This window comes from Lysinibacillus fusiformis, assembly GCF_003049525.1.
In the GTDB taxonomy this organism is placed as follows: Bacteria; Bacillota; Bacilli; order Bacillales_A; family Planococcaceae; genus Lysinibacillus; species Lysinibacillus fusiformis.
In genome coordinates this window covers 363384-374798 of the sequence record NZ_PYWL01000003.1, presented here as the reverse complement: position 1 = coordinate 374798, position 11415 = coordinate 363384, and the positions used below count along the sequence as shown (strand labels likewise).

10 protein-coding genes are annotated in these 11415 nt (G+C 35.8%); all 10 read right to left on the bottom strand.

The genetic code is table 11. From position 1 onward, the window contains the following. Nucleotides 1-8: 8 nt before the first annotated feature. The 10 genes from C9J29_RS10750 to gcvPA all read right to left on the bottom strand — a co-directional run bounded on the left by C9J29_RS10750 (nucleotide 9) and on the right by gcvPA (nucleotide 11404). On the bottom strand, nucleotides 9-1619 hold the full coding sequence (locus tag C9J29_RS10750; protein WP_237068806.1) for a serine/threonine protein phosphatase: 1611 nt from the start codon (nucleotides 1617-1619) through the stop codon (nucleotides 9-11). Nucleotides 1620-1645: 26 nt separating this feature from the next. Further along, complete coding sequence (locus C9J29_RS10745) at nucleotides 1646-2485, bottom strand: PP2C family protein-serine/threonine phosphatase (RefSeq protein ID WP_107922127.1); 840 nt, start codon at nucleotides 2483-2485, stop codon at nucleotides 1646-1648. A 6-nt stretch (nucleotides 2486-2491) separates the two neighbouring features. Next, nucleotides 2492-3019, bottom strand: coding sequence for an FHA domain-containing protein (locus C9J29_RS10740; protein WP_036127052.1), 528 nt, complete (start codon nucleotides 3017-3019; stop codon nucleotides 2492-2494). Nucleotides 3020-3053: 34 nt separating this feature from the next. Then, nucleotides 3054-3629 carry an FHA domain-containing protein gene (locus C9J29_RS10735; protein WP_089986106.1) on the bottom strand — a complete coding sequence of 192 codons (576 nt, stop codon included), beginning with the start codon at nucleotides 3627-3629 and terminating at the stop codon, nucleotides 3054-3056. 32 nt (nucleotides 3630-3661) lie between these two features. After that, nucleotides 3662-4096 (bottom strand): J domain-containing protein, encoded by a 435-nt coding sequence (locus C9J29_RS10730; RefSeq protein ID WP_036221533.1) that lies wholly within the window; start codon nucleotides 4094-4096, stop codon nucleotides 3662-3664. 91 nt (nucleotides 4097-4187) lie between these two features. After that, on the bottom strand, nucleotides 4188-4613 hold the full coding sequence (locus C9J29_RS10725) for a hypothetical protein (RefSeq protein ID WP_008181062.1): 426 nt from the start codon (nucleotides 4611-4613) through the stop codon (nucleotides 4188-4190). A 227-nt stretch (nucleotides 4614-4840) separates the two neighbouring features. Next, nucleotides 4841-7009, bottom strand: a complete 2169-nt coding sequence (locus C9J29_RS10720) for a hypothetical protein (RefSeq protein WP_008181059.1) — start codon at nucleotides 7007-7009, stop codon at nucleotides 4841-4843. A 575-nt stretch (nucleotides 7010-7584) separates the two neighbouring features. After that, nucleotides 7585-8508 carry a serine/threonine protein kinase gene (locus tag C9J29_RS10715; RefSeq protein ID WP_107922126.1) on the bottom strand — a complete coding sequence of 308 codons (924 nt, stop codon included), beginning with the start codon at nucleotides 8506-8508 and terminating at the stop codon, nucleotides 7585-7587. 93 nt (nucleotides 8509-8601) lie between these two features. Then, nucleotides 8602-10065, bottom strand: coding sequence for an aminomethyl-transferring glycine dehydrogenase subunit GcvPB (gcvPB, locus tag C9J29_RS10710; protein WP_008181056.1), 1464 nt, complete (start codon nucleotides 10063-10065; stop codon nucleotides 8602-8604). After that, on the bottom strand, nucleotides 10058-11404 hold the full coding sequence (gene gcvPA, locus C9J29_RS10705) for an aminomethyl-transferring glycine dehydrogenase subunit GcvPA (RefSeq protein ID WP_008181054.1): 1347 nt from the start codon (nucleotides 11402-11404) through the stop codon (nucleotides 10058-10060). The genes gcvPB and gcvPA overlap by 8 nt, the downstream gene beginning before the upstream one ends. Nucleotides 11405-11415: the final 11 nt, after the last annotated feature.

The following is an 11415-nucleotide window of genomic DNA, read 5'->3' as shown; positions in this document are numbered from 1 at the left end:
TTGGATTGCTAACTGGCATCAGGTACTTCATCAATCGGTAAGTCTGCCTCGTTCGGGATAGCATTTTCCGGTGCTTGTCCTTGTGGAATAGGATTCAATTTATCATTTACATTCATAATTTTTCTCTCTAGCCCTAAAACCTTTGCCAATAATTCTGTTTCCTGATAAATCTCTTGAGCAAGCGTATAGGATTCTATTGCTTTTGCGTATTCCTGACGGGCATAGCTCTGATCGCCATTCTTTTCTAATCCTTCTGCCTTTAATTCTTTTTGGGCCTTTTCTAATTCTTTTATTTTTTCCTCTGTGTCCTCTATTTTTGTTTTAATCTGTGGCTCGCCAGTAAAAGAAATAGCCAGTGCTTTTTTTCTAGCCTTTTGGTAGATGGCTAAGGCACCATTGTAATCCTCAGCCTCAAAGCGAAAATCAGCATCCTTGATGGCGTCAACAATCTCAACGATGGAATCCATATTTTCAATTCTTTGCACTACCTCTCCCTTACCGAATCCATTAATGATTTTTCCCTCTTTTTTTGCTTTTTCATAGTGTTCCAACGCCTCAGCAAATTTTCCAGTTTCCGCTGATTGATCACCATTGATAATGAGTTGTGTCACTCTTAATTTTCTAGCTAGTAAATTTCTATGTATAGGATCTTTCAATTTCTTTGCCGCATTTCGGCCCTCACTATATGCAAGGAGTGCTTCATCATAATTTCCATCCTGAAAATATTGATTGCCACTCTTTTCATGATCCTTCATTTCTACTGATAGCTCAGCAATTTTTTTAGCTTGTTTTGCTTGATAAAAAATGGTGCTACCACCTACAACCAACGCTACTACTAATGCAGCAGCAATCATTTTTATATACTTTTTCTTGTTTTTATTTGTTTCCTGATAAACTTTATTAACAAATACTGCAGCAACCGTATAGTTTTCTACCACTTTTCTTTGTCTACTTAACAAAATTTCTTCCAATAAATCGGTATATTGTTCTGAATCCTTTGCACCTTCAAGTGCATCGGCCATCTCAATCTCACTAACATCTTCCCAGAATCCTGCCGTACAAAGTAATAAGGCATCCCCATCCATGAGCTTCATTTTCTTAGACACAAATGGTTGGAAATCATTTGGCTTACCAAGATAATTTAGCAAATTCCCTCTCTCTTCATGCTGGCTAATATCTAAGGATCGATTTCGATTGTTCACAATTTCCTGTGCTAAACTTTGGTCCGTGCTTTTGTAGGTTAATGTGCCATTACGGAAATGATAAAGTCGTGAATTTCCCGCTACTGCCACAATCATCTTTGAATAATCCGAAACAACTATGACAACACTAGCCTTCAATCTTACACGTAAACTTTGAGCTTGAAGTATATTCTGTGCATGCTTGAGATATTTTTTTATACTTCTTCTCGACATAGTTGGTTTTTCCATAAAACGTTCCAAAATAGCCTTTACTGCAAGCTCGGCACTGCTAATTTCCTGATCCGCATCTAAGCCCTTTATGGCTACCCAACAAGCAACATCATCGAGTTCTGTATACGCAAAGTAGTCTTTATTTTGCAGAAAGGACCCAGCTTCAGATAGAAAACTAGTTTTAAAGTCACAATTTTCCTTTCTCATAAGTCTCCTCCTTCTCTATTCCCCCGTCACCATATTTTTTCCAAAATCAAGATGGTCGCATTGTCTTGATTCTTTAGGCGTTTTTGTTCAACGGCTTTTATAATGTTTTGTGCTAAATCATAGGGTGGAGCTTGCTGAGAGAGGATTTTTTCCATTTCAACCTCTGTTAAAGCATCATAGATTCCATCACTAAATAGGCAAACCTTGTCTCCTTTATGTAGTTGAATAGGATTATTTCCTGTATCTAGATTTTTAAAGCCTTCATATCCCAAATAATTTATTAATCGCTTTTTCAAAGGATTTTCCTGCACTTCAAGTTGCGATATTTCACCCGCAATATAACGTTCAGTTAATACCGATTCAAAAATATGTTTTTGGTTAATCGCTAAAAATTCACCGTTTCTAAAAATCGTGATAACACTATCACCTACCGCACCCCAATGTAAGTAGCCATCATTATCAATAATGGCGGTGACTAATGTTGTTCCTCCATTGGAGCCATTCAAGTTTTCTACGATCATATGATTACTCGCCATAGCTGCTTTCTTTAAAAAATCTTGTAGCTGATTGAGGTTACCAAGCTTTTTAAATTCTTCTATAAATGTGGTCACTGCGATCGTACTGGCCATGCGACCATTGGCTAACCCACTAATCCCATCTGCAAGCACCGCGATTGTGCCTTGTGCCGTCTCAGCGGTTGAGAAATAATCATCCTGTTCATCCCGCCTTCCTATCGTCTGACCATTTCCAATGTAAATTTTCCCTTTTTCCATTTTTTGAGCAAGGATACCTCGTATGATGAGTAAAAAAATAAGTACAACAATAAAAATTAATGCAATTATGTAAGGTACTAGCTTATGGTCCATTCGTCATCATTCCTCACTTTGATTGTTTTCCCATTCAAAGTGGACGCCACAAAGTGGAATAAATAAAAACATACTTCTCCCTAACTGAATAACATCATAGGCTGCTAATTCAGTTGGTGTATAAACCGCTTCATTATTTAGATAAGCTAGTCCTGATGCATCTCCGGGTAGCAAGTAAAAGTTACGTTTTTTAGGATCATATACAATGACTGCATGATTACGTTTAGAGATGGAATTGTCTCCAGCAATTCGAATATGCATGTCTTCTGCTCTACCGATAAAATTCTTTTCCGATAAGATCCGATAATCTCTCCCCATTTGCGGCCCTTCAATACAAACCAACCATCCTGTAACAGGATCAATTCCATCCATTTCTCCTAAATAAGGCAATGTTTTATCATCTGCTTCAGCGACAGGTGTGGATGGGCTATTTTGTCTTTGCTCCTGCTCCACCATGACATTACAGTACGGGCAAATATTACGATGTCTCCTTGAACTAAACATATGACCATTTGTACATCTAATTAAACTCATTCCAAAATCCCCCATCTATGTTACGAATTTTTCTCTATTTCACCAAAATTCGCGTATTTGCTATGTATATCGTATCTCCATTACCTAGTGGGTATGGAATCTCTTGTTTTAATCTATTTTTCACCCGCTTATGCGCCTTTTTTAAACCTACCCCATTAACAGAATCAATATCCTCTACATACCAAATACCAGCTACACAGTTGAGGACCGCATGTTCATAATTAACAAGAGATTCATATTCTGTTCCACTTAAATCAATATCTGCCTTATATTCAGCTGAGCTTTTTCCTATAAGTAATGAAATTTGATCACCAAGCTCCCATTCATCCACTTCAATCCCACTTTCATTAAGGAGAACAAGCTTAGAAATGTCCTTATTTGTCATAGTTTGAGTAATTGCTTTCGCCTCGTATTTGAGAGAACCATAAATAATAGCAAGAATGACCATTACTGTGCCAATAACAAATTTTAAAAGAACCTCCTGATTCATAACAAAAACATATAAAATGAAAAAGAAGGCAATGGTGACAATAATGATATCGATAATTTTTATAAGCATTTTTTTTCTTGCATTTTCACTGTAAGCTTCAGTTGGATATTGATCATACATGTAATCACACTTCCTCACTTTTTACCATTTGATTATTTATTAAAAAAGCGCTCAAATAAATCCGTTGTGTCAAGGGGATTTTTCTTCGCATTTTTATGTAGAGTTGAGGACATTTCTTTTGTTTTCGGATTGAAGCCAAAAAAGTGTTCAAAGTTTTTTTCAATATTATTTATATTAAAATCTGGTTTTTTGTCTGCAGATTGATGTCCATTAGAATGTCTTTCATCCTTTTGCTTCGATTGCCAGCCTGTACCTGGATCATCGAGACTAGCATCATATGACTCTCTCAATGCCGGATCTTTCAGTACTTTATAGGCTTCTGTAGCTTTTAAGAAAATTTCTTCTGATTCTTTGTTTCCCCCGCTTACATCAGGATGGTGCTTTTTGGATAGCTTCCGATAAGCGAGCTTTATTTGATCTTGTGTGGCATTTCTACTAACACCTAAAATTTCATAATGTGTTTTCATCTTTTCAACCCCAATTTAGGATTATTAAAAATTATCTAAGGAACTAAATAAGTTCCTTAGATAATTAGAAGAGTTTTATCAAGCTACAACCTTAGACAGCGTAGCCACCCTCGATTTTTGCCAAGTCTGTTTTGTCTTTCTTTTGCTTAATGAATAAGTAGAATTCACCAATACCTTCTGTATCACCATATCTTTCTGTGTAATCCACAACAAAAGCATTTGGGAAGTGAATTTTTCTTACTACTTGATCCGCTGAGATAACCTCAAGCGTTACTTTACGGTAACAATCTGCTTTTTCAGCAGGTACTAATGACCATAATCCTAATTTCATCGTATCATCAGAATTATCACCATCAGTAGCAGTTAAAATTTTACCTTTTACCTTTAAAGTTGCTCCAACATCTGTAGAGCGAGCATTAGAATCGTTTGGCGTATCTGTCTCATACTCGACAGTCATAATGCTTTCTAACCCTAATTCAATTGCTTCTGATCCTTCTACTTTTAATACAAAACCCATTTTTAGTTCCTCCTAATTTGTGTTGAATGACTCCCATCTTCTCTGATGAATTAAGTTTAAGCATAGCTATCTCATTTCACAGAGCAACGTGTTAAAACAAGCATTGTGAAATATGTAATTTTTCATCTGGATGATGTTAGTCGATTCATATTTATGTTAAAAGATTTATTATTTAATAAATCTTAAACATCCTACGTAAATTTTTAATGATTGAAATAAATAAATTGTTAGGCTTTAACAGCGCTTGTCCCTTTAGTAATCGTGACTTCAAGATTTTTGACATTCCCATTAAATACAAGATCAATTTGACATAGACTTGTTTTCTCATCAATGATGTAGCCGATATCGTCTCCATCATGGATAATAGAGTTTACATGGCCTTTATCATTGAGCCACTTACTTTTTTGACTGCTTGGATTATTACTAAAGAAACGAACAATATTTTCATGTTTAAAGTCCCCTGATTGGAAACGAAGGATTCTTTCAATATACGTACTAACTTGAGTTTTGTAGATTGAATCAAACCCATCTTCTTCCATCGCAAGACTTCTTGCTTTATAGACAGTAATACGTCTAATATCTTTATCCTGTAGTTGAGCATTTTCAGAAGAGAATACAAAACCAAAGCTTCTGCTATTAATAGCATCCTTAATATTATTCGTAAAACCGGAAATCTCTTTTGCCATAGTTGTTACTGCTCTTAGTGAATTATCTCCCGCTTCAATATCGAATCGAACTCCCGGATAATTTCGTTTAACATTTTTAAATGATTCCTTTAAATACTCTGGACATTGGTAGGCAGATACGATACCTGCTGCAACATAACTAGCATCCACATAAACGCCTTCAATCCATAGCTTTAAGATATCTTCTTTCTCTTTTGATAAACGTGCTCCATTTTCAGTAGTATGCATACGTGTATCAATAACGACTCCTGATTTATCTTTAGGAATAATCGTAAAGTTTGGTAAACATGGTATAGCAAACTCACTATAATCCTTTCTAACTAGTACAGAGCATTTATCGATAAGACGATCAATACCAGCTGTTGCAATCCCATTGAAGGTTGTTTCTTCTTCAGCCATAAAGTTAAAGAAAATTTGCACCTTGTAATCTTTTATAGTGTCCAAGAGAATGGATAGTGATTCCATCGTGTTACCCTCTTGCTTGGTCACTTTATCGTTTCCTTTGAATCTAGATCGACTTACTTTCATTTTTCCAGATGCTTCAAGTTCAAGGGCTGGTACAATTCCATACCATACCGTATCTGTAAAGTCATTTTTCGAGTTCACAGTGTTTAAGTAAGTACGTAATCTCGGTAGGTTATTACTTTTTACCAGCATATCTAACTTAGTGTTAGTGACGATTAATGAAGGTTGCATACCCTTGTTTTTAGTTGCATATTGATCAAAATACATTTTGATCCCTAATAATTTTTCAACTAAAGGTTTAACCGTTTTGACAAATTCATCCTTTGCATCCTTATAGAATTCAAGATATGTATTGTAGTTTTGAACTTCTGTTTCTACATCAAATTCAGCTTTAATTGCTGGAAGCGGCGAGAATGTTCTGACGACTAAATCTTTCACATAAGAAGATGGTGATTCAGTTATTGCTTCGTAATCTTCCTCAAATACAGTACTTAAGCCATAATTACTATTTTCCTCAATGACCATTAATTCTGCACTATTTGTTTGTGGTGCCTCAATGATTTTCAATTCACCATTGTCACCAATTGAAAGAGTACCTATTTGTAACTTTTCAGATTCTCCCTCATCTTGACTACCACCCAATAATAATCTTGTTTTAATATCCTCAATTGCTAACGGTAACATCGCCATCACATTGTTATAGTTTCTACTAGCTACTTCAAACATAAGATTAAGCTTGTCACCTGTATCTAATTTCTTAGGGTCGCCTTCATCTAGCTTGTCATATTCACCATACAGGTAATGAATCTCTTTACGTACTTGACGAATGTCATCCATGACTTTTTTAGGAGAGATCATATCAAGTAAATTTTCAAATTTAAAATCTACATTGGCAATTCCTTGACTTCTTTTTGTATCAATGAGCGTAAATAGCATTTTTAAAAAATCATTATTTTGGTCAATTGCTATTTCTGAAATACAATCATCTTGAATTCCTTCTGGCTTTTTTAAGGTATACATGACTTTTTGATTTGCGGCATTGTAAAATGAGTAAACCGTGGGAGAAAACTTATCTAAAAATTCATCGAAACTTTTTACAAGAAGACTTTGATTAATTTCTTTAATTTTTTCATCACTTAGACTATCAATTCCTTTGACATCTCCAACGAGCGTAATTAAATCCAATTTCTCAGGATTTATTTCTTCAAAGAGCATAGTTCGGTTTGTTTGATTAATAATCTCCATTCATTTGGCTGTATAATTCTACAGCCATCCCTCCTTTTAAAACGAATTCGAGTAGGCATAAGCATTAGTAAGTAATTAGAACATACGAGCATAATGAGTACAGGGTTGGATATTGCAAAACCACATCAAATACTATTGTTTTATGAACTAATTATCACTGTTCTACACATAGTAATATAGAACAATAAAACAAAGTAGTTAAAATATACCAACCTTACACAAAGCTATGTAGTGAAATTGAAATTAATTTATAAGAATCTCTATCCAACTTTATGCATCTTTCTTACAAACTTTACTAATGATTAATGTATCACATTGGTAACTATACAATATCTAAAATCAATGTCAATATTTTCTATAGAATATATTGTCACGAAAAACATTTATAAGTATTTTTAGTAAAAATATTACATGGCAATAAATATGATATTTTCATACAATTTATGGCTTTTTTAATACTTTTTTATAAAAAAAACAACTTATGGTCCGTTTTACCTTAGGCCATAAGCTGTTTTATGATAAATACTCAATATAGTAAAAATGGATAAATAGTATGAAGCGAATAGTAAATTTGGTCATTTGGAATCAAAAATCTCAAAATAGTTCTTTTTGCATTTGAACTTTAATTCAATAGCAATCATATTTTTAATAAATCTTAGGGAGGAACACCTTTTTTTAGTTTCTATTTGCAGCCCCCACATAATAGTGAATGACATAAAAATACTTACTTTCGGATTATATTTTCTCACATTCGCAATTTTATCCTCAATTAACCTCTGTGAAACATCTACTGGTATTTTATTCGTTAATGCATAGTATAAGGTTGCCATCAAGCTATAAATATCGGTATAGATTCCTTGTTCTCCTTTCATGGAATACTGTTCAAGGGGAGAATAGCCTGGACTAGTAAATATCGGATATTTTGTTACGGTTTTATAGTACACGGCAGATCCAAAATCTAATAAATGGGGCTGTCCCTTGGCATCAATCATAATATTACTAGGTTTAATATCGCGATGTATGATCCCCTTATTATGTAAATAAGTAATCGCATCTATTAAGGGTAAAAATATATCTTGATAGAGAAGATGTCTCTCACTCAATGAAAATCGTTGTATATATTGCTCTAATAAAACCCCTTCATAATAATCTGTGACTATATAAATGGAACCATTTTCAAAAAAATGATGTCGATATTTAACAATATGTTGATGGTTCAATTGCTGGAGCATGCAAGCTTCACTTAGAAATCTCTCCTTTAATTCCTGAAATTTTTCCTTTGTAGAAGGTAAACGATTGATTACTGATTTGTTATCCAAATCTCGTAAAGCAATCTCTAAAGGGAAAAACTCTTTTATAATAATTTCTTCTCCAGTGCTTATGTATTCGGCTATATAAACAAATGATAATTTACTCGTTGCAAGGAGCCGTTTGATGCTGTATGTATTATTTAATAGATTATTTATTGGTAAACTCAATTCCGCTGATGTTGTTTGCATTTGAATCCCTCCTTCCACAAACCATCTAAGGGAAATTATAACAAAAAAATCATATAAAAACCGCCCACTAAAAAAGTGAGCGGTTTGTCAATTTTAAGCTTTTTGATAACGTAGTACAGGTGTACGAGCCGCACGTGTTTCGTCTAGGCGAGAAACGACTGTAGTATGTGGTGCTTCTTGAACGATGGATGGATTTTCCTCCGCTTCCTTCGCAATTTGAATCATCACATCGCAGAATGCATCTAATGTTTCTTTAGATTCTGTTTCTGTTGGCTCAATCATTAACGCCTCTTCCACATTTAATGGGAAGTATGTTGTTGGTGGATGATAGCCAAAGTCTAACAGACGTTTTGCGATATCTAGTGTACGAACGCCCAATTTCTTTTGGCGATGACCAGATAAAACAAATTCATGTTTACAATGACGGTTATATGGAAGATCGTAGAATGGCTCTAAACGACGCATCATATAGTTGGCGTTTAATACAGCATATTCTGTGACAGCTTTTAGGCCATCTGGACCCATTGTACGGATGTACGTATAAGCACGCACATTGATACCAAAGTTACCATAGTATGGTTTTACTCGTCCGATAGATTGTGGACGGTTGTAATCGAAATGGTATGCTCCTTCTTCCGTTCTTACAAGTACTGGCTTTGGTAGGAATGGAATTAAATCTGCCTTTACGCCTACTGGACCTGAACCTGGACCACCACCACCGTGTGGACCTGTAAATGTTTTATGCAGATTTAAATGTACACAGTCAAAGCCCATATCGCCAGGACGTGCTTTACTCATAACGGCATTTAAGTTGGCACCATCATAGTACACTTTACCGCCAACAGAGTGGATAAGCTCCGCCATTTCGATGATGTTTTCTTCAAATAAACCAAGTGTATTCGGGTTTGTTAACATTAAGGCAGCAGTGTCAGGACCTACGACTTTTCGAAGGTCTTCAATATCAACTAAACCAGTTTCATCTGATTTAACTGTAATTGTTTCAAAGCCTGCTACTGTTGCTGAAGCTGGGTTAGTTCCGTGAGCAGAGTCGGGAACGATAACTTTGTTACGGTGACCTTCTCCATTTGCTTCATGGAAAGCGCGGATCATCATTAATGCTGTCCACTCTCCATGTGCCCCTGCTGCTGGCTGTAATGTCACTTCATCCATACCAGTAATTTCTACTAATGACGTTTGAAGATCATAAAGAAGCTCCATGGCACCTTGTGCTGTTGACTCATCTTGTAGTGGGTGCACATTGGCAAAGCCAGAAAGACGAGCTACCGCTTCATTAATTTTTGGATTATATTTCATCGTACATGAGCCAAGTGGGTAGAAGCCAGAGTCTACACCATGATTTCTACGAGAAAGTGCTGTGTAGTGACGCATGATATCAAGCTCAGATACTTCAGGTAATTCTGCTGCCTCTGTACGTACTAAATTAGCAGGTAATATATCTGTTAGATCTACTTCAGGTACATCAAGCGCTTCTAAACTATAGCCAACGCGACCTTCTTTTGAAATTTCAAAAATGAGTGTTTGATTTTCGTTATGCATGAAGAGCCCCCATTTCTGCAACTAGTGCATCAATTTCTTCTTTTGTGCGTAATTCAGTCACAGCAATTAGCACATGATTTTTAAGAGAGTCATAATTTTGACCTAAAGGATATCCACCAATAATACCTTTTTCAATTAAGCCTTTATTGATTTCCTTCACACATTTATTTGTTTTCACTACGATTTCATTAAAATGTGCACCTTGGAATGCTACTGTAAAGCCTGCTGCTTCAAAGGCATTTTTTGCATAACGTGTTTTCGCAATATTTTGTGTAGCCATTTCGCGAATACCTTGTTTCCCTAGAGCTGTCATCGCTACAGAAGCTGCAAGTGCAAGAAGTGCTTGGTTCGAACAGATATTAGAAGTTGCTTTATCGCGACGGATATGTTGTTCACGTGCTTGTAGTGTTAATACATAACCACGACGTCCTTCACCATCTACTGTTTCACCAACAAGTCGACCTGGCACCTTACGCATTAATTTAGTTGTCACTGCAAAGAAACCACAGTGTGGACCACCAAATGCTTCAGAGATACCGAAAACTTGTGCATCACCTACACAAATATCAGCTCCTAGTTTACCTGGAGGAGTTAAAATACCTAGGGCAAGTGGGTTAGACGATACTACGAATAAGCTTTTTGCTTCATGTGCTATATCACCAATTACTTGAATATCCTCAACTTGACCAAAGAAGTTTGGATATTGAGCAATAACTGCTGCCGTATTGTCGTCAATTAGCTCTTTTAAAGCTGCAATATCAGTCACACCATCTTTATGTGGAATTGTTACGATTTCAATAGATTGACCATAGGCATATGTAGCCACAACATCACGATATTCTGGGTGTACCGTTTCAGATACTAAAATTTTCTTACGACGTGTATGTCCAGCTGCCAACATTCCTGCTTCAGCCAATGCTGTACCACCGTCATACATAGAAGAGTTGGCAAGATCCATACCAGTAAGCTCTGCAATCATAGTTTGGAATTCAAAAATAGCTTGAAGCTCACCTTGTGAAATTTCAGGTTGATAGGGTGTATAAGCTGTATAAAACTCTGAGCGAGAAATAACATGATCCACGATCACGGGCTTGTAGTGGTTATAAACGCCTGCACCTAAAAACGATGCATTCGCATTTGTGTCTTTGTTTTTAGCAGCAAGTGCCGATAACTCTTTTAATAAAGCAGATTCCGATTTTGCTGCCTTGATGTCATAAAGGCCTTTAAAACGTACTTTCTCTGGAATATCCTCGAATAATTCATCAACTGAGGATACACCGATTACGTCTAACATTTCTTTTTGATCTTGCTCCGTCATTGGTAAATAACGATGTTTCATAAATGTAGGTC